Below are 26,529 nucleotides of genomic sequence, written 5' to 3' on the forward strand. Positions count from 1 at the left end.
GCCAACGTCGGCCTTACTTCGGCGCCAGCACCATCAGCATCTGGCGGCCTTCCATGCGGGGGAAGGCTTCGATCTTGGCGATTTCGGCGACGTCGTCCTGCACCTTGCGCAGCAGGTTCATGCCGAGCTGCTGGTGCGAGAGCTCGCGGCCGCGGAAGCGCAGGGTGATCTTGACCTTGTCGCCTTCGCCGATGAACTTCACGACATTGCGCATCTTGGTGTCGTAGTCGTGGTCGTCGATGTTCGGACGCATCTTGATCTCCTTGATCTCCTGCGTCTTCTGGCTCTTGCGGGCGAGGTTCGCCTTCTTCTGCGCCTCGTAGCGGAACTTGCCGACGTCGAGGAACTTGCACACCGGCGGATCGGCGTTGGGCGAGACTTCGACGAGGTCGAGGCCGACTTCGGCCGCCTGTTCGATCGCCTCGCGGGTGTACATCACCCCCAGGTTTTCGCCGTTTTCATCGATCACGCGCACCTTGGGCACGTTGATCATGTGGTTGTAGCGAGGCCCGCTCTTGACGGGGGGCGCCATCATGCGCCGGGGAGGGGGTGCTATTGTGTACTCTCCTGATCGTGGTCGGATAATGCGGCTGTGCGCGCGCTCATATCACAATGGCGCGGCAGATAAAGGCCCAGTCTTGCGAGATGGTGTCGCCCCGCCTCCGGTTCAAGCCGGAGCGCGGCCTTCCTGCCACAGCGGATCGCGCCAAACCGGGAAGCGCGCGAGCCGCTCGCCCGCCGCAACCAGCGCGTCGATCGCCGCGGCCGGCTGCATTGCCCGAACGATCGCCGGGTCGCCGGCATCGAGCCCGCCGGTCAGCGCGCCGAACGCGGGCAGGATCAGCTTGCGCTCGCTAAGCACCGCGCAGGGGCGCGCGATCCGGCGCCCACGCGCGGCGATGCGCAGCTTGGGGTGGTAGTGCCCCGACAGCTCGGGCGCGCGCTCGCCCGCCTTCGCCTCGTGGCGCAGGATCACGCCGCGCACCGCCAGTTCGGGCACGTAGGTGCCGGGCGCGGCGCCCCCCTTCTCGTCGTGGTTGCCGGTGATCCACACCCAGTCGAGGCTGCGGGTGAGCGCCGCCAGCATCCCCGCGGCATGCGGTTCGAGCCGCTCGGGCCCGGCGGCGTCGTGGAAGTTGTCGCCGAGGCAGAACACGCGCGCAGCGCCCGTCGCGCGTACCGCGTCGGCGACGCGGCCCAGCGTCTCGCGGCTGTCGTAGGGCGGGAGCATCTGGCCGAAGCGGGCGAAGAAGCTCGCTTTCTCGAGATGCAGGTCGGCAACGAGCAGCGCGCGCTCCTCGGCCCAGTAGAGCGCGCGCGATGCGCCCAGGCGCCATTCCTGCCCTGCGAACGAAAAGGGAACCATGGCTGCCCCTTGCCGCAGGCGGGATTGCTTGGCAAGGGCTTGGCGATGGACAGCCCCAAGACCGACTGGTCGCACGAGACCGCCGCCGCCCGCGCCTGGTTCGAATCGCTGCGGGATCGCATCTGCGCCGAGTTCGAGGCAATCGAGCGCGAGGCGGGCAGCGACGCGCGCTTCACCTACACGCCCTGGGATCGCCAGCACGAGGGCGAGCCGGTGGAGAACGGGGGCGGCGGGGTGCAGGGCCTGATGAAGGGCCGCGTGTTCGAGAAGGTCGGCGTCAACGTCTCGACCGTGGGCGGCGCGTTCTCGAAGGAATTCGCAGGCTCGATCAACGGCGCGAGCGCGGAGAACCCGGGCTTTACCGCGACCGGCATCAGCCTCGTCGCGCACATGGCCAACCCGCACGTGCCCGCGGTCCACATGAACACCCGCTTCCTGACGACGAGCAAGGCCTGGTTCGGCGGCGGCGGCGATCTCAACCCGCCGATCCCCTATGCCGAGGACACGGCTGAGTTCCATGCCGCCTACAAGGCTGCCTGCGACGCCCACGATCCCGCATACTACCCGCGCTTCAAGGCCTGGGCCGACGAATACTTCTACATCCCCCACCGCAAGGTCCATCGCGGCGTCGGCGGGATCTTCTACGACCACCTCGAATGCGCCGACGAAGCAGGCTTTGCCGCCAACTTCGCCTTTACCCGCGACGTGGGCGAGGCGTTCCTCGCGGTGTTCCCCAGGCTGGTGCGGCGGCGGATGGGCATGGCGTTCACCGAGGCCGACAAGCTGCAGCAACTGCAATGGCGCGGCCGCTACGCCGAGTTCAACCTCGTCTACGACCGCGGCACGCTGTTCGGCCTCAAGACCGGCGGCAACATCGACGCGATCCTGATGAGCCTGCCGCCCGAAGCGGTCTGGAGCTGAGCGGACCGTCGCGCGAGCGAACGCCCGCAAGGCCGCACACACGAAAGCATCCGGCGGCGAACCCGGACCTTTGCGCCTTGGGGAAACCATACGGACCTGCGCGACCGGCGCGGGCGCCATTGCCTGGCGCTGCGCGAAGGAGGGCGGTGAACGCTCTGGCGAGTGGCCGGCGGGGCGTTGCTTCCCGCACGGCTCGGCCTTGGTCGGACGGGGGGCTCGTATCCCTTGCGACGGCTCGCGTGCCGCATCGGGTCCGTAGCGAGTCCCTAAGGATAAGTTCCGGGATAAGCAGGGCCGCGCGAGGGGGCCAGGCCGGACCGGAACCGGACTTCATGGGAGCGCTGCCACGCGGCTGGACCGCCGCACCACATCCGCCCGTCCGTTGCACTGGCTGGGGTGTGCCCTGAGGGACTTGGGGCTTAACGCCCCCGCTCGCCGCATCTGGTGAGAGATCCGGCTTCCCGCAGCGCCGACCCGCGCCGGTCGCGTCGGGGCCTTGCCACATGGGCGCAACCCCGAAGGAGCGAAGAGCAAGCCGGCCATGCCGCTCCCGGTCCATGGGGTGGCGTATAACCTATATGGTTAGTCATGTCAAGATGGGTTGGGGAGGGTTCGCGCAGGGATCGCAGAGGCGCGGAGAAGGAAGAGAAGAGAGGTGCGAGGGGCATGGCCCCTCGCGCTCCCGGGACGTCTTCCGGCTTTGGCGTTGTGGATGCGGCGCGGGGTGCGGGGGGCTTCGGGGGGGTGCGCCGAAGGAAGGGCGGCCCTTCGACAGGCTCAGGGCGGGCGGAGTTGGGGGCTGGCGTTGGTGTCTTGGCCCGTCCATCCGGAGCGGCTCGGGGCAAAGGCTGGCCTGCCAACTCCGAGCGGCTCGGGGCACGGGCTGGCCTGCCAACTCCGTCCATCCTGAGCTTGTCGAAGGATCGTCCTTCTTCGAGGGCTGGCGCTGCGCGGCACCCTCCACCCTGCGGGTGGTCCCCCTCCCCTTGCAGGGGAGGATGGCGGGTGGGACGCCGTCGCTTCCGGCGTCGGCAGGTGCAGGGAGCAATGGTCCCTGCACCCTAGCAGCTGCGCCGACTCAGTCCTCGAGCTGGCGCAGGAGGGTGCGGACGTCGCCGTCCATGTCGGCGTCGCGGGTGCGCAGTTCCTCGATCAGGCGGACCGCGTGGATCACCGTCGAGTGGTCGCGCCCGCCGAACTTGCGGCCGATCTCGGGATAGGAGCGCGGGGTCAGCACCTTGGCGAGGTACATCGCCACCTGGCGGGGGCGAACGACCGCGCGGGCGCGGCGCTTGCTGGCCATTTCGGTGCGGTCGACGCGGTAGAACTGGCAGACCGTGCGCTGGATCTCGTCGATGGTGATGCGGCGGCGGTTGGCCGAGAGGATGTCGGTGAGCTGTTCCTCGGCGAGGCTCAGGCTGACCGGCTGGCCGGTGAGCTGGGCATAGGCGATCAGCTTGTTGAGCCCGCCGACAAGCTCGCGCACGTTGCGGTTGATCGTCCGCGCCAGGAACTCGATCACGTCGCCCGGCACCTGGGCATTGCCGAAGCGGGCGAGGCGGTGCTCGAGGATCTTGCGGCGCAGCTCGATGTCCGCCGGCTGGATGTCGGCGACAAGACCCATCGACAGGCGCGAGAGCAGGCGCTGCTCGACCCCGTCGAGGGCCTGCGGCGCGCGGTCGGCGGCCACGACCAGACGCTTGCCCGCGCTCATCAGCGCGTCGATCGTGTGGAGGAATTCCTCCTGCGTGCTCGCCTTGCCGATGATGAACTGGATGTCGTCGACCAGCAGCAGATCGAAGCCGCGCAGCCGCGCCTTGAACTCGATCATCTCGTTCGAGCGCATCGCCTGGACGAACTCGATCATGAACCGCTCGGCCGAGCAGTAGAAGATCCGCGCGCCCGGCTTGGCCGCAGCATAGGCGTGGCCGATGGCATGGAGCAGATGCGTCTTGCCCTGCCCGGTCGAGGCCTTGAGGTAGAGCGGCGAGAACTGCGGGGTCTCGAGCGCGGCCATGCGCTGCGCCGCGTTGACCGCCAGCACGTTGGCCGAACCCGAGACGAAATCGGCGAAGGTCAGCGACGGATCGAGCCCGGCGAGCGCGGTCTCGGCCACCGCGGGCGCGACCGCGCGCGCCGGGGCGGCAGGCTCGAACGCAGCGGCGACGCGCAGGTCGGGCATGGTCCGCCGGCGCGGGTGGACGGTGATGCGCACCTGGCGCACTTCGGCGCGCGCGATCTTCCAGGCGAGGCTGAGCCGGTCGGCGAAGCGATCGGCGACCCAGTTGGCCGAGAATTCGGTCGGCAGGAACAGGTCGAGCGTGCCGGTGTCCTTGCAGAAGCTGCCGAGCTGGATCGGCTTGATCCACTGGCTGTGCAGCTGCGAGCCCAGGTCCTTCTTGAGACCCTGGCTGATGTCCGCCCAGTCGGCCGCCAGATCCAGGGCTTCCTGGTCCTCGATCATGGTGCCTTCGCGTCCCTTCTTCGCCTGTCCGGCGTGTCCCGTTGTCTTGTTGCCGCCCGCCGCCTGACTGGCGCCGCCCATGCCGAACTCGTCAATCTTCACGCGCCGCCGCCCCGCATTTTCCGGCCCGCCTCCTTCGCCGGAGACCGGGCACGACCTACCCCTTGCCCGGACGCGCACCAGCGCGCCCCGGACCCTGCTTCAAGCGATTTCGTGACACCGGCCAGACGATTACCCTGCCGAAACAGAAGGCCCCCGCCGCTGCCGGTCCGTCCTGTGTATTGGCGCTTCGCTGACTCGCGCAAGCGGCCCGGCGCAAAAAAACTGAAATAAACCTTCTTGACTCGGTTCTGGCCCGCAGAACTCCATCAAATGGCTGATTTTCAATGCTTTTTCTGCAGAGTATTCGCGAATCGCGGAAATTCCGCGACTTGTTGCATCCGCGCAAAAGTCGCGCGCCTGAAACAATCGCGCAAAAGAAAAGGCCGGCGTTTGACACGCCGGCCATGTTCTTTTTTTGTGCCGTAACGCGCCGGTCATCACCCCGACACGAACAGCAGGCCGGCGCGAATCAGAGCGCGGCGACTCGCTTGCTCAGACGGCTCATCTTGCGCGCCACGGTGTTCTTGTGGAGCACGCCGCGGGCGACGCCGCGCGCCAGCTCGGGCTGGGCAGCCTTGAGCGCTTCGGCCGCCGCGGTCTTGTCGCCGCCTTCGAGCGCGGCTTCGACCTTCTTGACGAAGGTGCGGATGCGCGAGAGGCGGTTGCCGTTGATTTCGGCGCGACGTTCGTTGCGGCGGATGCGCTTGCGGGCTTGCGGCGTGTTGGCCATGTGTTCCTGTCTCGTGTCCTCTGGCGGGCCACCGAAAAGGCGCCCATGCAATCATGATGGAAAGCGGGGAAAGCCCGCCGGAAAGCGGCGCCCTTAGCGTCAAGCCGCGGTGCGGTCAACAGATTCGGCGCCTGCGGGCCGCCCCTTACGCCAGCCGGCGCAGCCTTAACCCAGCCGGCGCAGCCTTAACCCAGCCGGCGCAGCCCTACCCCAGCCGGCGCAGCGACAGGCGCAGGCCGTCGCGCGGCTTGGGGATCGGCCAGGCCTGCCACTTGGGCGCATAGCCGGGCGCCGCTTCGAGCGCATAGCGCGACAGGATCTGCGCGACCAGCACCTTGGTCTGCATCGTGGCGAAGTGGAGCCCAAGGCACATGTGCGCGCCGCCGCCGAACGGCACCCAGGCGTACTTGTGGCGCGCGGCGACCTTGTCGGGGGTGAAGCGCAGCGGATCGAAGCGGTCGGGATCGGGCCAGAGCGCAGGGTCGGCATGGACCGCGGCCGGGCTGATGCCGACCCCGGTGCCCGCCGGAATGCGGTGGCCGCGGAAGGTGAAATCGCGCAATGCGCGGCGCGGCATCGCCGGCACCGGCGGCATGATCCGCAGCGATTCCTTGAAGGCGAGGTCGGTCAGCTCGAGCTTGCCCAGATCCTCGTAGGCGAGCGCGCGGTCCGGACCTCCCGTGACGGCCAGCGCCTCGGCGCGCAGCTTGTCCTGCCATTCGGGTGAAGTCGCAAGGTGCCAGGCGAGCGTGGTGAACGAACTGGTGATCGTGTCGTGCGCGGCCATCATCAGGAAGATCATGTGATCGACCACGACGTCCTCGGCCAGCAGGCTGCCGTCCTCGCGGGTGGCGAGGGCGAACTGGCTGAACATGTCCTGCCCCGGCTTCTCGCGGCGTTCGCGCACCAGCCGGGTGAAGTATTCGACCATCAGCTTGCGCCCGGCGACGCCCCGTCCCATCGCGGTGAACGGCAGCGGGCGGCGGATCGGCGCGACCGAGGCCTGGACCATGTCGACGAAGGCCTTGTTCAGCCGGTCGGCCTCGGGCCCCAGCGGCAGGCCGAGGAAGCTGACCGCGGCGGTCTGCAGCGTCAGCGTCTTGATCAGGTCGTAGAAGCGGACCTGCGTGACCCCATTGGCCCCGGCGCCCTTGCCCCAGGCGTCGACGCCGCGCGCGATCTGTTCGTTGAGCTGGCCGCAATAGGCGCGCATCGGTTCGGGCTTGAACGCGATCGACAGCGCGCGCCGGTCGATGCGGTGCGCTTCGTGGTCCATCAGCATCAGCCCGCGCGGGAACAGCAGGTTGAGGATCGGGCCCCAGCCCTGCTCGTTCGAGAACAGCTTGTCGCGGTCGAACAGGACCAGCTCGTTGGCGTCGGGGCCGACGAGGGTGACGCCGCGCCGGCCGAAGCTGCGGGTGCGGTAGACCGGCCCGTACTTGGCGAGCATGGCGTTGCCGAAGCCGATCGGGTCGGCGAGCTGGCGGAAGGTGGTGCCCACGATCGGCAGTCCGTCGTCGCCCGGGATCGCATCGAGCGCGGCATCGCCGGGGTGGCGGGTCCAGTGCGGGTTGCCGCGTTCGGACTGGACCGTGACGTCGGTGAAGCTGCGGGCAGGAACGCTCGCCATCGAAAGGTCTCCCGGTGCATTTAATCGCCCCATTAATGACACGAATGTCAGCAGAGGCAAGCCCGGGAACGCGTCAGATCCAGCCCGCGAGTTCGCGCCGGACGAGCGCTTCGATGAGGTCGAGGCCCGCCTCGCCCGCGTTGAGGCAGGAAAGCGCGGCGAAGTCGCTGCCGCCGGCGGCGAGGAAATCGTCGCGCCCGCGGATCGCCAGTTCCTCGAGCGTCTCGAGGCAATCGGCGGAGAAGCCCGGCGCGGCGATGGCGACCCGCCGGGTGCCCTTGCGCGCTTCCTCGAGCAGGACCGCGTCGGTTGCCGGCTCGAGCCACTTGGCGCGGCCGAATCGCGACTGGAAACTGGTGGCGACGCGCAGCGCCGGGTGGCTCTGCGCGAAGCGTTCGCCGATCAGCCGCGCGGTCTTGCGGCAGTGGCAATGGTAGGGATCGCCGAGGTGCAGCGTCCGCTCGGGCATGCCGTGGAAACTGAGCAGCAGCAGTTCGGGTTCGAACGCGAGCGCGCCGATCTGGCGGGCGAGATCGGCGTGGAGCGCGGCGATCGCGGCGGGATCGTCATGATAGGGCGGCAGCGTGCGCAGCGCGGGCAGGCGCCGGCGGCCCTTGATCCAGTCCGCCATGGCATCGAGCGCGCTGGCGGTGGTGGCGGCCGAATACTGCGGATAGAGCGGCGCGACGAGGATGCGCTCGCACCCTTGTTCGAGCAGGGCGTCGAGCTCCTTGCCCATCGCCGGGTTCTGGTAGCGCATGGCGTGGCGCACGATCGCCGCATCGCCCAGGCGCGCCTGGAGCCCGCGCGCCTGGGCGGCGGTGATCGCGGCGAGCGGGGAGCCTTCGTCGCTCCACACCTGCTGGTAGGCGTGCGCGCTCTTCTTCGGCCGGGTGTTTAGGATGATCCCGCGCAGGATCGGCTGCCACAGCAGCGTGGGGATTTCGACCACGCGCCTGTCGGACAGGAATTCGCCGAGATAGCGCTTCACCGACTTCGCATCGGGCGCATCGGGCGTGCCGAGGTTGACCAGCAGCACGCCGACCTTGCCTTTGCGCACGACCGGGTGATCGGCGGGGAGATGCGAAGCGGTCATCACAAACCTTCGGACAGGAGGGGAAGGCGGCGCAGGCGCGCGCCGGTGGCCGAGAACAGGGCATTGGCGATGGCGGGCGCGGCGACGACCACGCCCAGCTCGCCGGGGTCGAACGGCTGCTCCGCCGAGTCTGCAAAGACAACATCGACCTTGGGGCAATCGGCGAGCAGCGGCAGGCCGAGCTGCGCCAGCCGGCCCGACAGCGGCAGGCCGGCGGCATAGGCTGTGCTGCCGCCGATCGCATGGGCGAGGCCGAAGAGAAGGCCGCCTTCGATCTGCTGGCGGGCGATGTCGACGTTCACGATGCGGCCGATGTCGGCGTAGGCGGACAGCTGGTCGACCCGGATCGCGCCGTTGTCCTGCCGCGCCGTCGCAACCACCGCGATATGGCCCGAGCGCGGGCCTTCGGGCGCGGCGAGGTCGAGCCGCCAGCAGGCGATCCCCTGGCCCGAGGCATCGGCACCGCCCCCCCACATCGCCATCCGCGCCGCGCCCTGCAGACAGGCGACGAGGCGCGGCTGGCCCGAGAGCATGCCGATGCGGAACGACAGCGGCTCGGCGCCGGCAAGATGCGCGCATTCATCGACGAAGCTTTCGACCATGAACGCGGTGTAGCCCGCCGCCCCGCCGCGCAGGCGGGCGGTGGGCAGCGGCAGGTCGACGGGCACGTGGTCGACCGCCTTTTCGGGAATGGCGTAGAGCGGCAGCGCGCCTTCGCAGGCCATCGGATCGGGCTTGCCCCGCGCCGCGGCCTTCGCCGCGGGCATGCTGGTTTCGCCGAGCAGGCGCGTGCCCCATTCGATCGCGGTGGCCGGCAGCGCCATCCGCGCGCGCCAGCCGAGCAGGCGCTGCTTGTCCGGGCTCATCGCCGCGGACAGCTGCGCCGAGACGGGCGTGCGCGGATAGCTGCCGAGCGATTCCTGCCAGCGCGACCACATCAGCTGCACCGGGCGGCCAAGCGACTTGGCGATGGCGGCGGCCTGCGAGGCGATGCGCGCGTCGAGCCGCGCATCGAAGCTGCCGCCCGCATGGAGCGGATAGAGCACCACATCGCGCAAGGGGACACCCGCGGCGCGCGCGGCGGCGCGGCGGGCGAGTTCGGGCGCCTGCGTCGCCAGCCATAGCTCGAGCCGCCCTTCCTCCAGCCGCGCGGTGCAGGTGGCGGTCTCGAGCGGGGCGTGGACGGCCGGTTCGACATCGTAGCGGACGGAAAGCGAAGGGCGCGCGAGCAGCGCGTCGGGGTCGCCCTGCGCGGCGATGAGCGTCGCCGCGCCCTTGCGCAAGGCCGCGTCGAGGCGGGTGTCGAGCGCGGAACTGTCGGCGATGCGGCCCGCCGCCTTGAAGCGCGGGTCCATTGCCTTCAAGGCCTTGTCGGCGGCGTGCCAGGTGGTGCCGGCGGCGGCGAGCCAGCGCTTGGCGTGGACCACGCCGACGAGGCCCTTCACTTGCGCTGCGGCCTGCTTGTCGTAGCTTGCCAGCACGCTGTCGCCCTGCGGCCCCATCGCGATCGCCGCGTGGACCATGCCGGGCAGGCGCACATCGCCGGAAAAGACGAAGCTGCCATCGACCTTGGCCGGAAGATCGAGCCGGGGACAGGCCGGGCGCGCGCCTTCGGGAAAGGCGCCGGGCTCTTCGCGCGGGGGCTGCGCGCGCAGCACCGGCGGGTCGGGCGGGTCGAACCCGGCGGCGGTGCCAAGCAGCTTGTCGAACGCGAGCCGGCGCTTGCCGTCGGTGACGGCGTGTCCCTGCGCATCGAGCGTTTCCCAGCCGACGCCCCATTGCGCCGCGGCGGCCTGGCACAGCACCGCGCGCACCGCGGCGGCGGCTTCGCGCAACGGCGCTTCGAACGCGGCGAGCGCGGTGCCCTCCGCCGTGATCTGCAGCGGCTCGCGCTCGGCATGGAGGCGGGCGAGGAGCGCGTCCGGCCGATCGGCGAGCGATGGCGCGAGGCCCAGCCAGAGCGGCGCCCAGCGCGCGGCGAGCACGGCATCGCCATAGACCGGGCTGACCGGCGCGGGCTCGACGCCGATGCGCTTCCAGTCGGCGCCCATCTCCACCGCGACGATCTGCGCGGCGAGCGTGGCGATCCCCTGCCCCATTTCGCAGAACGGCACGGCCACGCCGACATCGCCATTGCGCGCGAGGCGGATGAAGCTGTCGAACACGCGCTCGCCCTCGCTGGCAGCGAGCGGGCTCGCGTAGCGGCGCGGCACCAGCCGGAACGCGAGCAGCAGGCCGCCTGTCGCACCCGCGCCGATCAGCAGGCCGCGCCGGGTCAGCCGCACGGGGCCTACCGCTGGTCGAGCCAGGCGATCACGCCTTGCGCGATTGCGGCAAAGGCATCGGCCTGCGGCCCCTCGCCCGCCGCCGGGGGCCGCCCGGCATCGCTGTCCTGGCGGATCGCGAGATCGAGCGGAATGCGCCCGAGGAAGGGCAGGTTCATCGATTTGGCCGCCGCTTCCGCCCCGCCCTGGCCGAACGGATCGCTCTCCTCGCCGCAGTGCGGGCAGACATAGCCGGCCATGTTCTCGACAAGGCCGACGATGGGGACGTGCGCCTGTTCGAACAGCTGCACCGCGCGCGTCGCGTCCATCAGCGCGAGGTCCTGCGGGGTCGAGACGATCACCGCGCCTGCCGGCTTGTGCTTCTGCAGCATGGTCAGCTGCACGTCGCCCGTGCCGGGCGGCAGGTCGACCACCAGCAGCTCGACATCGCCCCAGATCGCATCGGTCAGCTGGCCGAGCGCATTGCCCGCCATCGGCCCGCGCCAGGCGATCGCCTGCCCCGGCTGGACGAGGTGCCCCATCGACAGCAGCGGCAGGCCCCACGGGCTCTGCACCGGGTGCAGCTTGTTGCCCTCGGCAGTGGGGCGCAGGCCCTCGGTCGCCAGCAGGCGCGCCTGCGAGGGGCCGTAGATGTCGGCATCGACGAGGCCGACCTTCTTCCCCGCGCGCGACAGCGCGACGGCGAGGTTGGTCGAAAGCGTCGACTTGCCGACGCCGCCCTTGCCCGAGCCGACCGCGAGGATCAGCGGCGGGCTGCGCTTTTCCGCGGTCATCGCGACGCGCACTTCGGCGGCGCCCGCGCCCTTGGCGGCGTCGCGCACGGCAAGGTCGAGCTTGTCGCGCGCCAGCCGCTCCATGCCGGCGACGTCGAGCACGATCGTCGCGACGTCCCCCTTCACCGTGGCCGACTGCAACCGATTGCCCGCCACCTGCCGCACCGCATCGTGCAGCGTCTTGCCATCGAGGCTCACGCCCGTCCCTGTCCTTCCTGCCCGACGACCCTTGGGGGGCGTCCTTCGGGGCAGTGCCCTAGCAGAGGAATTTTGGGAGCGAGACACTGTTTTTCGCGCGCGGCGCCCCTATAACATCGGGCATGACGGATTTCGGTGGAGCAGGCGCAGGGCCCGGACCCCTGCCCGGGACCAGCAGCGCGATGGCGGGCAAGAAGAGCCCCTGGGGCGACCCGGGCGCCGATGGCGAGGCCGCGGACGGCGAGGCTGCGAGCGGCGAGGCCGCGCCCGGGAGCGGGACGCCGGGCGGCGACCGGCCCGCTCCGCCGCCCGCCCAGGACGGCCAGCGCGGCGAAGGCCCGCGCAGCGAAGGCCCCCGCAATCCCTGGTTGCCGCCCGGTTCGGCCGAGCCGCGCAAGGGGCCGAGCATCGAGGAACTGTTCCGCAAGCGCGCGCTCGGCGGCCTGACCGGCGGCGGCGCCGGCGGCCCCGCGTTCCGCCTGCCGCAGCGGCCCGACGGCAAGTCGTGGGTGCCGATCGGCATCGCCGCGTTCGTGCTGCTGTGGCTGGGCACCTCGATGGTCCATCGCATCGCCCCGCAGGAGCAGGGCGTGGTCACCACCTTCGGCTCCTATTCGCGCACGCTGCACCCCGGCATGGCGCTGACCCTGCCCTGGCCGGTGCAGACGGTGAACGTGAAGGACGTGACCTCGATCCGCCGGGAATCGATCCCCGAGGGCGAAGGCGAGAAGCTGATGCTGACCGCCGACCAGAACCTCGTCGACCTGACCTACCTGGTCCGCTGGAACATCAAGGACCTCAAGCTCTATTCCTTCCAGCTGGCCGAGCCCGACCAGACCGTGCGCGAAGTGGCCGAGGCGGCGATGCGCGCCTCGATCGCGGAAGTGACGCTGAACGATGCGATGGGTTCGGGCCGCGCCGCGATCGAGCAGAACGTGCGCGAGCGGATGCAGCGCGTGCTCGACGCCTATCGCTCGGGCGTGAAGATCCAGGGCGTGGAGATCAAGAAGACCGACCCGCCGGCCAAGGTGGTCGACGCCTTCAAGGAAGTGCTCGCCGCGCAGCAGGACGCGCAGAGCGAGGTCAACCGCGCCGAAGCCTGGGCGCAGCAGCTGACCGCGCGCGCGCAGGGCGAGGCGGCGGCCTTCGACAAGGTCTACGAGCAGTACAAGCTCGCGCCCGACGTCACCCGCCGGCGCATGTACTACGAGACGATGGAGCGCGTGCTGAGCCAGACCGACAAGGTGATCGTCGAGACCCCGGGGGTGCAGTCGTACCTGCCGCTGCCCGAGATCAAGCGCCGTCCGAGCGACGAGCCCAGCGATGCCGCGAACGGGGGGGCGAACTGACATGGATGCGCTCGAACGCCTGTGGGCCGAGCAGAAGGCGGCGATCATCGCGGTGATCGTCGCGATCGTGGCGCTCGCCAGCACGCTGATCGTGGTGCCCGAGACCAAGCAGGCGGTGATCGTCCGGCTGGGCGAGCCGCAGCGGGTGATCAACCGCTTCCGCCCCAACGCCGACTTCGGCCAGACCGGAGCGGGCCTTTCGTGGCGCATCCCGTTCTTCGAGACGGTGGTATGGGTCGACAAGCGGGTGATGGACGTCGACATGGAGCGCCAGCAGGTGACCAGCGCCGACCAGCGCCGGCTGGAAGTGGACGCCTACGCCCGCTTTCGCGTGATCGACCCGGTCAAGATGTACGAGACCGCCGGCACTGTCGATCGGGTCTCGGAGCAGCTCCAGCCGATCCTCAATTCGGTGCTGCGCCAGGAACTGGGCAAGCGCACCTTCGCCTCGCTGCTTACCGCCGAACGCGGCCAGGCCATGGCCAACATCCGCAAGGGGCTCGACACCGAGGCGCGCGAATACGGCGCGCAGGTGATCGACGTTCGGATCAAGCGGGCCGACCTGCCCGACGGCGCGCCGCTCGAATCGGCGTTCACCCGGATGGCGACCGCGCGCCAGCAGGAAGCGGCGACGATCCGCGCGCAGGGCCAGAAGAACGCGCAGATCATCCGCGCCCAGGCCGAGGCCGACGCTTCGCGCACTTATGCCGACAGCTTCGGCAAGGATCCGCAGTTCTACGATTTCTATCGCGCGATGCAGAGTTACGATACGACCTTCGCGCAGAAGGGTTCGAGCACCTCGATCGTGCTTTCGCCCGACAACGAATACCTGCGGCAATTCCGCGGAAAGTGACGGAACAGCGCCATTCAATCCTCGTTCATGCGACGAAGCGTTGATCGCGGACGGGGATCGGGAGCGGCATCCACGTGAGAGCGTGAGCCGCCAACGCATTCAGGACAAGAGGAACGAGCCACGTGCGATATGCTTACGGAGTGACAACGGCGCTGCTCCTTGCCGGCAGCGCGGCGACGCTGGTGACGGGCTTTCCGGCCGGCGCCCAGGTGGCGCAGAACGATTCCGCGCAGATGCAGAACGTGGTGCCCCGCGCGGGCGCGCCGGCAAGCTTCGCCGACCTGACGCAGCAGCTCCAGCCGGCGGTGGTCAACATCTCGACCCGCCAGCGGGTCAAGGTCCAGCCCAACAACCCCTTTGCCGGCACGCCGTTCGGCGACCTGTTCGGTGGCGGCCAGGGCGGAGCGCAGACGCGCGAGGCGCAGTCGCTAGGTTCGGGCTTCATCATCTCGGCCGACGGCTATGTCGTGACCAACAACCACGTGATCACCGCCGACGGCCAGGGCGAGGTCGAATCGATCACCGTCACCATGACCGACGGCACCGACTATCCCGCCAAGCTGATCGGCCGCGACGCGGCCTCGGACCTCGCGGTGCTCAAGATCGTCGGGACCAAGCCCTTCCCGTTCGTGAAGTTCGGCGATTCGCGCCACGCCCGCGTCGGCGACTGGGTGATCGCGATCGGCAATCCGTTCGGCCTCGGCGGCACGGTGACCAGCGGGATCATCTCGGCGGTCTATCGCAACACCGGCTCGGGCTCGGCCTATGACCGCTACCTGCAGACCGACGCGTCGATCAACCGGGGCAACTCGGGCGGGCCGATGTTCGACATGAACGGCAACGTCATCGGCATCAACAACGCGATCTTCTCGCCCACCGGCGGCAGCGTCGGCATCGGCTTCGCCATCCCGGCAGAGATCGCCGCGCCGATCGTCGACAAGCTGCGCAGCGGCCAGGCGATCGAGCGCGGCTACCTCGGCGTGCGCATCCAGCAGCTGTCCGACGACCTTGCCGCCTCGCTGGGCCTCGCCAAGAAGCGCGGCGAGTTCATCCAGTCGGTCGAACCCGGCCAGGGCGCGGCCAAGGCCGGCATCCAGGCGGGCGACGTCGTGGTCTCGGTCGACGGCAGGGAGGTCACCCCCGACCAGACGCTGTCGTTCCTCGTCGCCAACACCGCGCCCGGCAAGCGCATCCCGATCGAGCTGATCCGCAACGGCCAGCGCCTCACCGTCCAGGCGGTCGTCGGCAAGCGTCCGAGCGAGGAGGAGCTGGCGCAGAACCGGTTCGACCCGGATTCGCAGGACGACGACGACGACAACGGCTTCGCCAAGCCCGGCGCCGACAAGCAGACCGCGGGCCCCGCGATCCAGCAGTCGCTCGGCATTGCCGCGATTCCCCTGACCGCGCAGATCGCGCGCCAGCTCGGCGCGGGCGAGGACACCAAGGGCGTGGTCATCACCGCGGTCGACACCTCGGCCGACGCGGCCGCCAAGGGCCTGCAGCGCGGCGACATCGTGCTTTCGGCCAACTACAAGGCGGTGGCGACGCTCTCCGACCTCGAGGCGGTGATCCGCCAGGCCAAGGCCGAGAACCGCGAGGCGGTGCTGCTGCGCATCCAGCGCCGCGGCCAGCCCGCGCTCTACGTGCCGATCCGCCTGCGCTGATCGCGCCGGCATCGCCGACAGAAAAAAGGCCGTCCCGGGATGCCGGGGCGGCCTTTTTCGTCGGCGGGTTATTGCCCCGAATCGAGGTTCAGTCCGCGGCGCCCCTGTTCGGGAGTGTCGAACGGCGGTTGCGCTTCGTCGGCGTCGGGATCGAGCGGCACCTGCAGCATGCCCTCCCACCGGGTGATGACCGATGTGGCGACGGCGTTGCCGACGACGTTGGTGGCGGTGCGGCCCATGTCGAGGAAGGTGTCTACGCCCAGCAGCAGCGCGATCCCTTCGAGCGGCAGGCCGAACTGGGTCAGCGTGGCGGCGATGACCACGAGGCTCGCGCGCGGCACCCCGGCGATGCCCTTGCTCGTCACCATCAGCGTCAGCAGCATCGCGATCTGCTGGCCGACCGAGAGGTGGATGCCATAGGCCTGCGCGATGAACATCGTCGCGAAGCTGGTGTACATCATCGAGCCGTCGAGATTGAACGAGTAGCCCAGCGGCAGCACGAACCCGGAAATCCGGCGCGGCACGCCGAAGCGGTCCAGCTGCTCGAACAGCTTGGGCAGCGCCGATTCGGAGCTTGCGGTCGAGAAGGCAAGCAGCAGCGGCTCGCGGATGTAGCGCGCGAGCAGCAGGACGCGCTTGCCCAGGAACAGGCCGCCCATGCCCAGCAGCAGCACCCAGAGCAGCAGCAGGCCGAAGTAGAATTCCGAGACGAACACCCCGTAGGTGACGATGATCGACAGGCCCTTGGTCGCGACCACCGAGGCGAGCGCGCCGAACACCGCCAGGGGCGCGGCGCGCATCACGTAGTCGGTGATCGTCAGCATCAGCGTGGCGAGCGCATCGGTACCGCGCAGCAGCGGCGCCCCCTTCTCGCCGATCGCCGAAAGCGCCACGCCGGCAAACAGCGAGAACACCAGGATCTGCAGCACGTTGTTCTTGGCCATCGCCTCGAACACGCTGGTCGGGAAGATCTCGAGCACGAAGTGACGCAGCGTGAAATCGGCGGTGGCGAGGTCGCCGACGGGGCTCGCCGGCGTGAACTGCAGGCCGACGCCCGGCTGGAACAGGTTGACGAGGACCAGGCCGAGCCCGATCGAGATCAGGCTGGCGGTGATGAACCAGGCAAGCGCCCGCCCGCCGATCCGGCCGAGCGCGGCGCTGTCGCCCATGCTGGCGATGCCGGTGACCAGAGTCGCCAGGATCAGCGGGGCGATGATCATCTTGATCAGGTGGAGGAACACCTCGGGCAGCAGCTTGAGCGCATCGGCGATCGCGGCAAGCGTCGGGCTGTCGGCGGGATAGGCGCGGTTGAGCGCGAAGCCGGTCAGGATTCCGGCGATCATGGCGATCACGATGTAAAGGGTAAGGCGTCGGCCCAAGGTCTGTCGTCCCCGCAAGATTGTTGCGCGGCAGACTAACCGCTGGCTAGGCATAGGGCAAACGCGACAAGGGAGACGCCGGTGGAGAGGATCAGGATCGAACGCGAGGGCCGGGTCACCTGGATCCGCCTTGCCCGCCCGCAGGTGCTGAACGCGATCGACGCGGACATGCACGACGAACTGGAAGCCGCGTTCAACGCGTTCGCCGCCGATCCCGAGCAGTGGGTCTGCGTGGTGACAGGCGAAGGCCGCGCGTTCTGCGCGGGGTCCGACCTCAAGTCGGTGGTCGCGAACGGGCATCGCGACTACCCGGCCCACGGCTATGCCGGGCTGATCGAGCGGTTCGACTGCGACAAGCCGATCATCGCCATGGTCAACGGGCTGGCGCTGGGCGGCGGGTTCGAGGTGGCGCTCGCCTGCGACCTGATCATCGCCGCGACAAGCGCGCGGTTCGGCCTGCCCGAACCGCTGGTCGGCGCGGTCGCGCTGGGCGGCGGCGTCCATCGCCTCGCGCGACAGATCGGCCTGAAAAAGGCGATGGGCATGATCCTTTCTGCGCGGCAGGTCGACGCCGTCGAAGGCGAGCGGCTGGGCTTCGTCACGCAGGTGGTGCCCGATGCCGAGCTGGAAGCGACGACGCGGGGCTGGGTCGAGGCGATCCTCAAGGGCGCGCCGCTCTCGATCCGCGCGTCGAAGCAGGCGGTGATGCGCGGGCTGGACGAGCCGGGCGTGGCAGCGGCGATCGGGGCACAGGAGAGCTATCCCGCCTTTGCCGCGTGGCGCCGCAGCGAGGACGCCCGCGAGGGCGCCCTGGCTTTTGCCGAAAAGCGCGCGCCGCAGTGGAAAGGGCGCTGACCCTCCGGCGCTAACGCCCGGTCTGGGCGCGGTGGAGCAGCTTCTGGTCGGCGAGGACCAGCGCCATCATCGCTTCGACCACGGGGACGCCGCGGATGCCGACGCAAGGATCGTGGCGGCCCTTGGTGAACAGCTCGGTCGCCTCGCCTTCGCGCGTAATCGTCGGCATCGGGGTGAGGATCGAACTGGTCGGCTTGAACGCCACGCGTACCACCACCGGCTGGCCGGTCGAAATGCCCCCCGCGATCCCGCCCGCGTGGTTGGCGAGGAATTCGGGCGCGCCTTCGCCCGGCCGCATCGGATCGGCGTTTCCTTCGCCGGTGTTGCGCGCGGCTTCGAAGCCGTCGCCGATCTCCACGCCCTTGACCGCGTTGATCCCCATCATCGCGTGGGCCAGTTCGGCATCGAGCTTGGCATAGAGCGGCGCACCCCAGCCGGCGGGCACCCCTTGCGCCACGCATTCGACCACCGCGCCCAGCGACGAGCCGGCCTTGCGCGCGTCGTCGACCAGCTTTTCCCAGCGCTGCGCCGCCGCTGCATCGGGGCAGAAGAACGGGTTGTTGGCAATCTCGGCTTCGTCGAAGCGGGCATGGTCGATCCGGTCGCCACCGATCTCGCTGACCCAGGCGGTGATCTTCACCTCCGGGATCACCAGCCGCGCGACGCCGCCCGCCGCCACCCGCGCCGCCGTCTCGCGCGCCGAGGAGCGCCCGCCGCCGCGATAGTCGCGAAAGCCGTACTTGGCGTCATAGGCATAGTCGGCATGGCCGGGGCGGTAGGCCTTGGCGACATCGCCATAGTCCTTCGAGCGCTGATCCAGGTTCTCGATCATCAGGCTGATCGGCGTGCCGGTGGTGCGCCCCTCGAACACGCCCGAGAGGATCTTCACCTGATCGGGTTCCTGCCGCTGCGTGGTGAAGCGCGACTGGCCGGGGCGGCGGGCATCGAGGAAGGGCTGGATCACCGCTTCGGAGATGGCGAGGCCCGGCGGGCAGCCGTCGACGACCGCGCCGAGCGCGGGGCCATGGCTTTCGCCCCAGGTGGTGAAGCGGAACACGTGTCCGAAGCTGTTCAGGCTCATGGGGCACGGGCTTTGTCGCAAGCGCGCGCAAAAGTCCATTGCCCGGCCAACCCGGCGCGCTAGGACTTGGCCCATGTACCTCGTCGTCTTCCGCAACCGCAAGCGCGCCGACCTAGACGCCGCCGCCTATGCCGCCGACGCGCAGGCGATGGAGGACCTCGCCCGCGCTCAGCCGGGGTTCCTCTCGTTCAAGAGCTACACGGCCGACGATGGCGAAGTGATCGCGCTGTCCGAATGGGCCGACGAGGCCGCGGCGCTCGGCTGGCGACGGCAGGCCGACCACGCCGCCGTGCAGGCGCGAGGCCGCGCCGAATACTACGAGAGCTACACCCTGTTCGCCGGCACCCCCGCGCGCCACCACCACTTCGACAGGTCCGAACGATGAGCGTTACCGTCTACGGCATTCCCAACTGCGACACCGTCAAGAAGGCGCGCACCTGGCTCGAAGGCCAAGGCATCGCCTACGCCTTCCACGACTATAAAAAGCAGGGCGCCGACCCTGAGCGCATCGCCGGCTGGATCGCGCAGGCGGGGCGCGAGCGGATCGTGAACAAGGCAGGGACCACCTACCGCAAGCTCGACGAGGCGCAGAAGGACGCGCTGGCCGGCGATGGCGCGGCGGCGGTGCTGGCGGCCAATGCCTCGGTCATCAAGCGGCCGATCGTCGAGCATCCGGGCGGGCTGCTGGTGGGGTTCAAGCCCGAGGAATGGGCCGCCGCGCTCGGCTGAGCCGTTTACGCCGGCTTAACCATACCTCCGCGACAAGTGCGGGCGATGAGCCAGCCCAGCGCCGCCCCCTTCCCTGCCGCCGCAAGCGCCCCGGATCGCGCGGGACGCTCGGATTTTCCGTTGTTGCCCGTACTTCAAAGCCGCTGGGCGATCGTCGCCTTCGTGCTGCTGGCAATGGCGCCGATGGCCTTCGTCACCGCGCCGCCGCTGGTCGATGCGCCCGGCCACCTTGCCCGCTGGATCGTGCAGGTCGATCACGGCGCCTCGCCGGTGCTGCGCCAGTGGTACGATTTCCGCTGGGGCCTCGTCGCCAATCTCGGCTGCGATCTGCTCGCGCAAGCGCTGCTGCCGCTGATCGGGCCGGAGCCGGCGCTGCGGGTGATCGTCGCGCTGGCTTTGGGCACGCAGACGGCGGGCATCCTGCTGCTCTCGCGGGTGGTGCACCGAAAGTTCGTGCCGACGGCGCTGTTCGCGCTGCCCTTCGTCTATGCCTTCCCGTTCCAGTTCGGCTTCCTCAACTTCTGGCTGGGATCGGGCGCGGCGCTGGTCGCGCTGGCGGGGTGGATCCACCTCGGGCGCACCTTTCCCGCCTCGCGCCGCGCGCTGATCTTCGTGCCGGTGGGGCTGCTCCTGTGGATCTGCCATCTGGTGGCGCTGGCAGTGCTCGTCGTCGGCGCCTTCGCGCACGAAGTGGCGCAGCGGCACCGGGCGGGCGGTCCTGCCTGGCGCGTGCTGGCGGGCGCGGGCCTTGCGCTCTGGCCGCTCAGCTTCGGCCCGCTGGTCGGCGCGCTCTTCGCCCGCCACGCCAGGGTCGAGCCGTTCTCCTACCACCTCACCTTCGACAAGCTGATCTGGCCGGTGCAGGTGCTGCGCGACAGCTGGCAAGGCTGGGACATGGGCGCGGTGCTCGCCGCCGCAATCGCGATCTACCTGTTCTGGCGATCGGGCCGCATGGTGCGCGATCCCTCGCTCGCCCTGTTCGCCTGGGCGATGCTGGCGATCTACGTGCTGATCCCCGACATGATCTTCGAGGCGCAATACGCCGACATGCGGCTGGTGCCGCTGGTCTTCGTGCTGTTCCTCATTGCGGTGCGCCCGGCCGATAACGCCGGCCCCAAGCTCGTCGCCGCACTGACCGTGCTCGGCCTGCTGGTCGTCGGCGCGCGCTGGAGCGGGAACGCGGTTTCGATGATGCGGCATTCGGCGCAGTTCGAGCGGACCGTGGCGGTGCTCGACCGCCTGCCGCGCGGCAGCAACGTGGTGACGCTGGTGCCGCACCGCTGCGGCGGCGATCTCGACTGGGACCGCAACCGCCGCGACCACATTTCGGGCTACGCGCTGATCCGCCGCGAATCATTCGACAGCCGGCAGTGGCAGGAGGCCGCGGGACAATTGCTGAGCGTCCACAATCCCGCCGCCGCGCCGTTCGATCGCGAAGCGCACGGGATGCTCTACGAGCAGCCTTGCGAAGGCTGGCCCGGTGTGCGCGAGGCGATGCGCACCATCGGCGCCGGGGTCGGCTGGGTCTGGCTGGTCGGCGTGGCGCCGGACTTCGCCGAACCCGGCTGGCGGCGCGTGGCGGCATCGGGCGATTCGGTGCTGCTGCGCCGGGCCCCCTAAAAGGGCGGGAACGGACACAAAAGGATACGCTTGGCACCCTGTGCGAAGGCCGCCGGGTGTGCTATCTACATCGATGTGAGCAACGCGGTCCCACACACTTTCGCCATCACCGTCGATCCGGCGGACATCGACTTCATGGGGCACGTCAACAACGCCTCGTACCTCAAGTGGGTGCAGGACGCGGTGGTCGACCACTGGCGCGCCTTCGCGCCGGTCGAGGCGGTCAAACAGTACCTCTGGGTGGCGACGACGCATTCGATCACCTATCGCCGCCCTACCTTCCTCGAGGACACGGTGATCGCGCACGTGATCCTCGAGAAGGTCCAGGGCGCCCGCGCGTTCTACGAGACGGTGATCAAGCGCGGCGAGGACGTGCTGGCCGAGGTCAAGTCCAGCTGGTGCTGCCTCGATGCTTCCACGCTGCGCCCGGCGCGGCTGGCGCGCGAGCTGGTCGAGAAGTTCCTGCCCTCGGCGGAGTAGCTCAGCGCTTCGTCACGGTGACGATGTAGTTGAGCGAAAGATCGTCCGACAGGTGCAGGCCGCGCGTCGGCCCCCACGCGATGCCCATCGGATTGCCCATGACGAGCCCTGCGTCAGCGAGCAGGTCGTGCAGTTCGACCGGCGTCACGAAATCCTGCCAGTGGTGCGTGCCGCGCGGCACCATGCCCATGCGCTCGGCGCCCTCGACCAGCAGCAGCCGTGACGCAGCGGTGCGGTTGGGGGTCGAGAGCACCATCAGCCCGTCCTCGGCAAGGCTGGCCGCCAGCGCCGCGACGAAGGCCGCCTTGTCGGCCACGTGCTCGACCACTTCCATCGAGGTGACGAGGTCGAAGCCGGCGAGGCCCAGCGCGCCGATCTCGCCGTGGCGATAGTCGATGGTGAGGCCTGAAGCGGCGGCATGTTCACTGGCGACGGCGATGTTCTCTTCCGCCGCGTCGACCCCGGTCACCGCCGCGCCCATCCGCGCGAGCGGTTCGGCGAGCAGCCCTGCCCCGCAGCCGACGTCGAGCGCGCGCTTGCCCGCCAGGGGCTTCAACGCGCGCGAATCGATGCCGAAGTGCGAATCGATCGCCTGGCGGATGAAGCCGAGGCGCACCGGGTTGAGCCGGTGGAGCATAGCCGAGGAGCCTTTCGGGTCCCACCAGTCGGCGGCGAGCTTGCCAAAGTGCGAGGCTTCGGCGGGGCGGATCGTGGTTGCATTGCGCATGACCCATCCCTAAAGCGCCGCTCTCGCATGGTCCACCGGCCATGCACGAAAGATTGTTACTGTAACCGTTGGGAGCGTGGCGTGGCCCGGATCGTGATGAAATTCGGCGGCACTTCGATGGCCGGAACCGAGCGCATCCGTCGTGTGGCCCGGATCGTCCAGCGCCAGCAGGCCGCCGGGCACGAGGTCGCGGTGGTCGTTTCGGCGATGGCCGGCGAGACCGACCGGCTGGTCAATTTCTGCCGCGAGGCGAGCGCGCTCTACGACCCGGCAGAATACGATGTCGTCGTCGCGAGCGGTGAGCAGGTGACCTCGGGCCTGCTCGCGATGCATCTCCAGGCGCTCGGCTGCAAAGCGCGTTCGTGGCTCGGCTGGCAGCTGCCGGTGCGCACCGACGACGCCCATGCCAAGGCGCGGATCGAGGGCATCGATTCGGACGAACTGCTGGCCAGCATGGCGGCGGGCGAGATCGCGGTGATCCCGGGCTTCCAGGGCCTGACCGCCGGCAACCGCATCACCACGCTCGGCCGTGGCGGCTCGGACACTTCTGCGGTGGCGGTGGCGGCGGCGGTCAAGGCCGATCGCTGCGACATCTACACCGACGTCGACGGTGTCTACACCACCGACCCGCGCATCGTCGCCAAGGCGCGCAAGCTGCGGCACGTGACCTACGAGGAAATGCTCGAGCTCGCCTCGGTCGGCTCGAAGGTGCTGCAGACCCGCTCGGTCAGCCTCGCGATGAAGGAAAAGGTGCGCGTGCAGGTGCTGTCCTCGTTCATCGACGACGACGCGCCCGCCGCCGACACCATCCCCGGCACGATGATTGTTTCCGACGAGGAACTCGAAGGATTGGATATGGAACGCCAGCTGATCACCGGCATCGCTGCCGACAAGAACGAAGCCAAGGTCACCCTGACCCGCATCGCCGACCGCCCGGGCGCAGTCGCGTCGATCTTCGAGCCGCTCGCGCAAGCGAACATCAACGTCGACATGATCATCCAGAACATCGCCAAGGACAAGGGCGAGACCGACGTCACCTTCACCTGCCCGCAGTCGGACCTCGCGCGCACGCAAGCGCTGCTCGAGGAGCGCAAGGAGGCGATCGGCTTCTACCGCATGATCGCCGACAGCAAGGTCGCCAAGGTTTCGGTGGTCGGTGTCGGCATGCGCAGCCACGCGGGCGTCGCCAGCACGATGTTCAAGGCGTTGGCCGACCGCGGCATCAACATCCAGGCGATCAGCACCAGCGAGATCAAGGTCTCGGTGCTGATCGACGCCGACGAGGTCGAACTCGCGGTGCGCGTGCTGCACACCGCCTACGGGCTCGACGCCGCCTGAAGCGCCCTGCGACTTGCCCGACAGGCCCGCGACGCCTAAGGGCGCGGGCCAAGTTGCAACGGACGGACGGCAAGACGCGATGACCAGCACCCCCAGGACTTCGGCGCTGATGGCGCGCGGCGCGGCGTTCCTCGGCACCGAGCACGCCATCCTGTGCGGGGCGATGAGCTGGGTGTCGGAGCGCAATCTCGTCGCCGCGATCAGCAATGCCGGCGGCTTCGGCGTGATCGCCTGCGGGGCGATGACCCCCGAACTGCTCGACAAGGAGATCGCCGGCACCAGGGCGCTGACGGCCAAGCCCTTCGGCGTGAACCTCATCACCATGCACCCCGCGCTGTTCGACCTGATCGAGGTCTGCGCGCGGCACAAGGTCGGCCACGTGGTCCTCGCCGGCGGCATCCCGCCCAAGGGCAGCGTCGAGGCGATCAAGGCATTCGGCGCCAAGGTCATCGTGTTCGCCCCGACGATCGCGCTCGCCAGGAAGCTGTTCCGTTCGGGCGCCGATGCGCTGGTGATCGAAGGCAGCGAAGCGGGCGGCCATATTGGCCCGGTCTCGACCTCGGTGCTGGCGCAGGAATTCCTCCCCGCGCTCGCCGCCGAGCACCTGGTGTTCGTTGCCGGCGGCATCGGCCGGGGCGAAGCGATCGCGAGCTACCTCGAGATGGGCGCGGCGGGCGTGCAGCTCGGCACGCGCTTTGCCTGCGCCAGCGAATCGATCGCGCACCCTGCGTTCAAGCAGGCCTTCTTCCGCGCCAACGCGCGCGATGCCGTGGCGAGTGTGCAGATCGACCCGCGGCTGCCGGTGATCCCGGTGCGCGCGCTCAAGAACAAGGGCACCGAGGCGTTCACCGCCAAGCAGCGCGAAGTCGCGCAGGCATTGGACGAGGGCCGCGTCGACATGGCCGCCGCCCAGCTCGAGATCGAGCACTTCTGGGCCGGCGCGCTGCGCCGCGCGGTGATCGACGGCGATGTCGAGAACGGCTCGGTCATGGCCGGGCAGTCGGTCGGCATGGTCACGCAGGAACAGCCGGTCGCCGCAATCATGGCGCAGCTGCTGGCCGAGAGCGAGGCCGCCCTCACCCGCGCGTAAGCCAAGCCGGCTTGCCCAGCCGCGCTGCGTCTGTAATTCTACGGCCTTCAGCAAGTCGAATCGAGGGCCCCGACCGTGGACATCACATCGATCCGCACAACTGGCGCCAGCGCCGATCGTATCGATATCGTATTCGTCGCCGAAGGATATACTGCCGAGGAACGCGACAAGTTTCTCGCCGATGCGAAGAATGCCAGCGATTACATCCTGTCGAAGGACAATTCTCGGCTGAATGACCCCTTCGCGACGTACTCTACGATTATAAATGCGTCCGCCGTGTTCGTCGCTTCGAACCAGTCGGGCTACAGCACCAACACCGAGACCCGCGACACCGCGTTCGGCTCGAAGGCGTACCTCTCGGACGGACGGCTCGTCTATGGCAATTCGGGCAAGGTCAACCAGGCGCTGTCGGACCTGTCGGGCAACGCCCGCGACATCGTCATCGTGCTGATCAATTCGGACAAGTATGGCGGGGCCGGGGGCGATGTCGCCTGGGCGACGGCAGGGAACCCGCTCTCGTTCGAGATCGCGCTGCACGAGATCGGCCACAGCTTTGCCGGGCTCCAGGACGAATACGTCGATACCGCGATCGCCAACAGCTACCCGCTGTCGGTGCTGGACCACAGCGCGCATGTCTCGACCAAGTCCTCCCCCGAAGACGTGCCATGGAAGGACTGGATTGGATACACCGACGAACTCGGCACGGTCGGCGTCTATGAAGGCGGCTACTACCGCGCGACCGGAGTCTGGCGCGCGACCGAAACCTCAAAGATGCTTTACCTCGACACGCCGTTCAGCGCGCCCGAGAAGGAAGCCTTCATCGACCGGTTCTACGGCGCAACCGAAAACCTCGTCACCGCGCAGCGCCAGACGGTGCTGACGAAGCTCGGCGTGACCACGCCGGACAACAAGCTGTTCGACTTCGCCTGGTCGGTCGACGGCACCGCCACCGGCGGCGACAGCGCGGCGCTCGACCTGCGCAGCGTGATCCTCGGCCGCGACGACGGCGCGATCGACCTTGCCGTCTCGCTCACCGTCACCGACGGCACCGGACTGGTGCGCAAGGCTTCGGTCCTTGCCGGCAGCGCCGAAACCGAGAGCTTCGCGCTGCACCTGGTCAAGGTCACGCTCGATGCCTCGAACCACGCGTTCGCGGCGACCGCGGCGGACAACTTCTTCGTCAGCGGCAGCGGCGATGCCGATTCGATCGTGCTGCAGGGAACGGCGACGAGCCTGTCGTGGGTCGAGGCCGGAGGCGGCAAGGACAAGGTGACGGGCGGCCTCGGCGCCGACCAGATCTACGGCAATGCCGGCGACGACAACCTTGCCGGCGGGGGCGGCGTCGACCGCCTCTACGGCGGCGCGGGCGCCGACCGGCTGGCGGGCGGGGACGGCGCCGACTTCCTGATCGGCGGCAAGGGCCGCGACGTGCTTAGCGGGGGCGCGGGCAAGGACCGCTTCGTGTTCGACGACGGGGACTTCGGCGCCCTGACCAGGACCGGCTGCGACCGCATCTCCGACTTCGCCAAGGGCGACAAGATCGACCTGTCCGCGGTCGACGGCGACATTCGCGCCGGCCACGCCGGCGACCAGGGCTTCGTCTTCCTCGGCACCGCCGCGTTCGACACCTCCGACGCGCAGATCGGCGAGCTGCGCTGCGAATACGGCGCGACCGTGACGCTCGTCTACGGCGACCAGAACGGCGACGGGGTTGCCGACTTCATGCTTTCGATTGCCGGAACAACGGTGCTGGCGGCGAGCGATTTCGTGCTCTAGAGCGCGGCAAACGCCAACCCCGG

Annotated in this window: 23 protein-coding genes; 12 read left to right on the top strand and 11 right to left on the bottom strand. The window is 69.2% G+C overall.

What is annotated here, in order from left to right; all coding sequences use genetic code 11:
- Positions 1–13 precede the first annotated feature (13 nt).
- Complete coding sequence (gene infC / locus K3A85_RS12895; RefSeq protein ID WP_225206933.1) at positions 14–535, bottom strand: translation initiation factor IF-3; 522 nt, start codon at positions 533–535, stop codon at positions 14–16.
- A 132-nt stretch (positions 536–667) separates the two neighbouring features.
- Entirely contained in the window at positions 668–1,366 is a 699-nt protein-coding gene (gene pdeM / locus K3A85_RS12900; RefSeq protein ID WP_225206934.1) for a ligase-associated DNA damage response endonuclease PdeM, read from the bottom strand.
- A gap of 45 nt (positions 1,367–1,411) precedes the next feature.
- On the opposite strand from pdeM, the gene hemF reads away from it, so the two are divergent.
- Entirely contained in the window at positions 1,412–2,287 is an 876-nt protein-coding gene (gene hemF, locus K3A85_RS12905) for an oxygen-dependent coproporphyrinogen oxidase (protein WP_225206935.1), read from the top strand.
- Between the two features lie 1,078 nt (positions 2,288–3,365).
- Here hemF and dnaA read toward each other — a convergent pair.
- The 6 genes from dnaA to K3A85_RS12935 form a co-directional block, all read right to left on the bottom strand.
- A complete protein-coding gene (dnaA, locus tag K3A85_RS12910) occupies positions 3,366–4,751 on the bottom strand; it encodes a chromosomal replication initiator protein DnaA (protein WP_225207352.1) in 1,386 nt (461 codons plus the stop codon).
- 571 nt (positions 4,752–5,322) lie between these two features.
- A complete protein-coding gene (rpsT, locus tag K3A85_RS12915) occupies positions 5,323–5,583 on the bottom strand; it encodes a 30S ribosomal protein S20 (RefSeq protein WP_225206936.1) in 261 nt (86 codons plus the stop codon).
- A 205-nt stretch (positions 5,584–5,788) separates the two neighbouring features.
- Positions 5,789–7,213: a cytochrome P450 gene (locus K3A85_RS12920; protein ID WP_225206937.1), complete on the bottom strand. Its 1,425-nt coding sequence runs from the start codon at positions 7,211–7,213 to the stop codon at positions 5,789–5,791.
- A 73-nt stretch (positions 7,214–7,286) separates the two neighbouring features.
- Positions 7,287–8,309 carry a ferrochelatase gene (hemH, locus tag K3A85_RS12925; protein ID WP_225206938.1) on the bottom strand — a complete coding sequence of 341 codons (1,023 nt, stop codon included), beginning with the start codon at positions 8,307–8,309 and terminating at the stop codon, positions 7,287–7,289.
- Entirely contained in the window at positions 8,309–10,594 is a 2,286-nt protein-coding gene (locus K3A85_RS12930) for a xanthine dehydrogenase family protein molybdopterin-binding subunit (protein ID WP_225206939.1), read from the bottom strand. The genes hemH and K3A85_RS12930 overlap by 1 nt, the downstream gene beginning before the upstream one ends.
- Positions 10,595–10,599: 5 nt before the next feature.
- Positions 10,600–11,565, bottom strand: a complete 966-nt coding sequence (locus tag K3A85_RS12935) for an Mrp/NBP35 family ATP-binding protein (protein WP_404822934.1) — start codon at positions 11,563–11,565, stop codon at positions 10,600–10,602.
- Positions 11,566–11,747: 182 nt separating this feature from the next.
- Between K3A85_RS12935 and K3A85_RS12940 the strand changes: the two genes are divergently transcribed.
- From K3A85_RS12940 to K3A85_RS12950, 3 genes are all read left to right on the top strand, one after another.
- Positions 11,748–12,914 carry a protease modulator HflK gene (locus K3A85_RS12940; RefSeq protein WP_225206940.1) on the top strand — a complete coding sequence of 389 codons (1,167 nt, stop codon included), beginning with the start codon at positions 11,748–11,750 and terminating at the stop codon, positions 12,912–12,914.
- A gap of 1 nt (position 12,915) precedes the next feature.
- Positions 12,916–13,767 carry a protease modulator HflC gene (gene hflC, locus K3A85_RS12945; RefSeq protein ID WP_225206941.1) on the top strand — a complete coding sequence of 284 codons (852 nt, stop codon included), beginning with the start codon at positions 12,916–12,918 and terminating at the stop codon, positions 13,765–13,767.
- A gap of 122 nt (positions 13,768–13,889) precedes the next feature.
- Positions 13,890–15,431 (top strand): Do family serine endopeptidase, encoded by a 1,542-nt coding sequence (locus tag K3A85_RS12950; protein WP_225206942.1) that lies wholly within the window; start codon positions 13,890–13,892, stop codon positions 15,429–15,431.
- 68 nt (positions 15,432–15,499) lie between these two features.
- On the opposite strand, the gene K3A85_RS12955 is transcribed toward K3A85_RS12950, so the two are convergent.
- Positions 15,500–16,810, bottom strand: coding sequence for a dicarboxylate/amino acid:cation symporter (locus K3A85_RS12955; protein WP_225206943.1), 1,311 nt, complete (start codon positions 16,808–16,810; stop codon positions 15,500–15,502).
- A gap of 81 nt (positions 16,811–16,891) precedes the next feature.
- Here K3A85_RS12955 and K3A85_RS12960 point away from each other — a divergent pair, with 81 nt between their 5' ends.
- Complete coding sequence (locus K3A85_RS12960) at positions 16,892–17,665, top strand: enoyl-CoA hydratase-related protein (RefSeq protein WP_225206944.1); 774 nt, start codon at positions 16,892–16,894, stop codon at positions 17,663–17,665.
- A 10-nt stretch (positions 17,666–17,675) separates the two neighbouring features.
- Here the strand turns inward: K3A85_RS12960 and aroC are convergent, their stop codons facing one another.
- Positions 17,676–18,746 carry a chorismate synthase gene (aroC, locus tag K3A85_RS12965; protein ID WP_225206945.1) on the bottom strand — a complete coding sequence of 357 codons (1,071 nt, stop codon included), beginning with the start codon at positions 18,744–18,746 and terminating at the stop codon, positions 17,676–17,678.
- A 73-nt stretch (positions 18,747–18,819) separates the two neighbouring features.
- On the opposite strand from aroC, the gene K3A85_RS12970 reads away from it, so the two are divergent.
- The 4 genes from K3A85_RS12970 to K3A85_RS12985 all read left to right on the top strand — a co-directional run bounded on the left by K3A85_RS12970 (position 18,820) and on the right by K3A85_RS12985 (position 21,575).
- Entirely contained in the window at positions 18,820–19,131 is a 312-nt protein-coding gene (locus K3A85_RS12970) for an antibiotic biosynthesis monooxygenase family protein (protein WP_225206946.1), read from the top strand.
- Complete coding sequence (locus K3A85_RS12975; RefSeq protein ID WP_225206947.1) at positions 19,128–19,475, top strand: arsenate reductase; 348 nt, start codon at positions 19,128–19,130, stop codon at positions 19,473–19,475. Before K3A85_RS12970 ends, K3A85_RS12975 begins: the two co-directional genes overlap by 4 nt.
- A 123-nt stretch (positions 19,476–19,598) precedes the next feature.
- Positions 19,599–21,095 (top strand): GtrA family protein, encoded by a 1,497-nt coding sequence (locus K3A85_RS12980; RefSeq protein ID WP_225206948.1) that lies wholly within the window; start codon positions 19,599–19,601, stop codon positions 21,093–21,095.
- A 75-nt stretch (positions 21,096–21,170) separates the two neighbouring features.
- The gene (locus tag K3A85_RS12985) at positions 21,171–21,575 is read left to right on the top strand and encodes an acyl-CoA thioesterase (RefSeq protein ID WP_225206949.1); all 405 of its coding nucleotides are present in this window, start codon (positions 21,171–21,173) and stop codon (positions 21,573–21,575) included.
- A gap of 1 nt (position 21,576) precedes the next feature.
- On the opposite strand, the gene ubiG is transcribed toward K3A85_RS12985, so the two are convergent.
- The gene (ubiG, locus tag K3A85_RS12990; RefSeq protein WP_225206950.1) at positions 21,577–22,302 is read right to left on the bottom strand and encodes a bifunctional 2-polyprenyl-6-hydroxyphenol methylase/3-demethylubiquinol 3-O-methyltransferase UbiG; all 726 of its coding nucleotides are present in this window, start codon (positions 22,300–22,302) and stop codon (positions 21,577–21,579) included.
- Between the two features lie 81 nt (positions 22,303–22,383).
- Between ubiG and K3A85_RS12995 the strand changes: the two genes are divergently transcribed.
- The 3 genes from K3A85_RS12995 (at position 22,384) to K3A85_RS13005 (ending at position 26,506) form a co-directional block, all read left to right on the top strand.
- On the top strand, positions 22,384–23,640 hold the full coding sequence (locus tag K3A85_RS12995) for an aspartate kinase (protein WP_404822935.1): 1,257 nt from the start codon (positions 22,384–22,386) through the stop codon (positions 23,638–23,640).
- Positions 23,641–23,719: 79 nt separating this feature from the next.
- Positions 23,720–24,730, top strand: coding sequence for an NAD(P)H-dependent flavin oxidoreductase (locus K3A85_RS13000; protein ID WP_225206951.1), 1,011 nt, complete (start codon positions 23,720–23,722; stop codon positions 24,728–24,730).
- Positions 24,731–24,805: 75 nt separating this feature from the next.
- Positions 24,806–26,506 (top strand): M64 family metallopeptidase, encoded by a 1,701-nt coding sequence (locus K3A85_RS13005; RefSeq protein WP_225206952.1) that lies wholly within the window; start codon positions 24,806–24,808, stop codon positions 26,504–26,506.
- Positions 26,507–26,529: the final 23 nt, after the last annotated feature.

It is taken from the genome of Novosphingobium huizhouense, assembly GCF_020179475.1.
Taxonomy (GTDB): domain Bacteria; phylum Pseudomonadota; class Alphaproteobacteria; order Sphingomonadales; family Sphingomonadaceae; genus Novosphingobium; species Novosphingobium huizhouense.

What these genes read in the sequence shown, in the direction of transcription:
- infC (WP_225206933.1), bottom strand. Translation starts at nt 535, where the DNA reads ATGATGGCGCCCCCCGTCAAGAGCGGGCCTCGCTACAACCACATGATC.
- pdeM (WP_225206934.1), bottom strand. Translation starts at nt 1,366, where the DNA reads ATGGTTCCCTTTTCGTTCGCAGGGCAGGAATGGCGCCTGGGCGCATCG.
- hemF (WP_225206935.1), top strand. Translation starts at nt 1,412, where the DNA reads ATGGACAGCCCCAAGACCGACTGGTCGCACGAGACCGCCGCCGCCCGC.
- dnaA (WP_225207352.1), bottom strand. Translation starts at nt 4,751, where the DNA reads ATGATCGAGGACCAGGAAGCCCTGGATCTGGCGGCCGACTGGGCGGAC.
- rpsT (WP_225206936.1), bottom strand. Translation starts at nt 5,583, where the DNA reads ATGGCCAACACGCCGCAAGCCCGCAAGCGCATCCGCCGCAACGAACGT.
- K3A85_RS12920 (WP_225206937.1), bottom strand. Translation starts at nt 7,213, where the DNA reads ATGGCGAGCGTTCCTGCCCGCAGCTTCACCGACGTCACGGTCCAGTCC.
- hemH (WP_225206938.1), bottom strand. Translation starts at nt 8,309, where the DNA reads ATGACCGCTTCGCATCTCCCCGCCGATCACCCGGTCGTGCGCAAAGGC.
- K3A85_RS12940 (WP_225206940.1), top strand. Translation starts at nt 11,748, where the DNA reads ATGGCGGGCAAGAAGAGCCCCTGGGGCGACCCGGGCGCCGATGGCGAG.
- hflC (WP_225206941.1), top strand. Translation starts at nt 12,916, where the DNA reads ATGGATGCGCTCGAACGCCTGTGGGCCGAGCAGAAGGCGGCGATCATC.
- aroC (WP_225206945.1), bottom strand. Translation starts at nt 18,746, where the DNA reads ATGAGCCTGAACAGCTTCGGACACGTGTTCCGCTTCACCACCTGGGGC.
- K3A85_RS12970 (WP_225206946.1), top strand. Translation starts at nt 18,820, where the DNA reads ATGTACCTCGTCGTCTTCCGCAACCGCAAGCGCGCCGACCTAGACGCC.
- K3A85_RS12975 (WP_225206947.1), top strand. Translation starts at nt 19,128, where the DNA reads ATGAGCGTTACCGTCTACGGCATTCCCAACTGCGACACCGTCAAGAAG.
- ubiG (WP_225206950.1), bottom strand. Translation starts at nt 22,302, where the DNA reads ATGCGCAATGCAACCACGATCCGCCCCGCCGAAGCCTCGCACTTTGGC.
- K3A85_RS13000 (WP_225206951.1), top strand. Translation starts at nt 23,720, where the DNA reads ATGACCAGCACCCCCAGGACTTCGGCGCTGATGGCGCGCGGCGCGGCG.